The 277-nt window shown below is 33.9% G+C and carries 1 protein-coding gene; it reads left to right on the forward strand.

Annotated elements, in window-relative coordinates; all coding sequences use genetic code 11:
- A partial coding sequence (locus SB725_RS30995; protein ID WP_410923216.1) for a hypothetical protein occupies positions 1-277 on the forward strand: 277 nt, incomplete at both ends.

Consider the following 277-nt stretch of genomic DNA (forward strand, 5'->3'; position numbering starts at 1 on the left):
CTATTAACCTTGTTCTTCAACCAAAAAGACGACTTAGCACTGATGAATCTATAGAGATTCAAGATTTTTTGACAGTAAGGCAGTACATACCACCAGATAATATTGAAGATCTAGATTTTACTCACAACCCTGTAAATAATCTAACGACTTTAATATTACTCGAACGATTGGAGAGAATTGGTGATCTAGTCATAATCAACAAACTAACAAACGGTATAATTTCTAAACCTATTGATGATAGCACACGCTTTGTAAAAGAAGAGATGCCAGAGGAACT

This window comes from Pseudomonas sp. SIMBA_041, from assembly GCF_046535095.1.
GTDB classification, from domain to species: Bacteria; Pseudomonadota; Gammaproteobacteria; order Pseudomonadales; family Pseudomonadaceae; genus Aquipseudomonas; species Aquipseudomonas mucoides.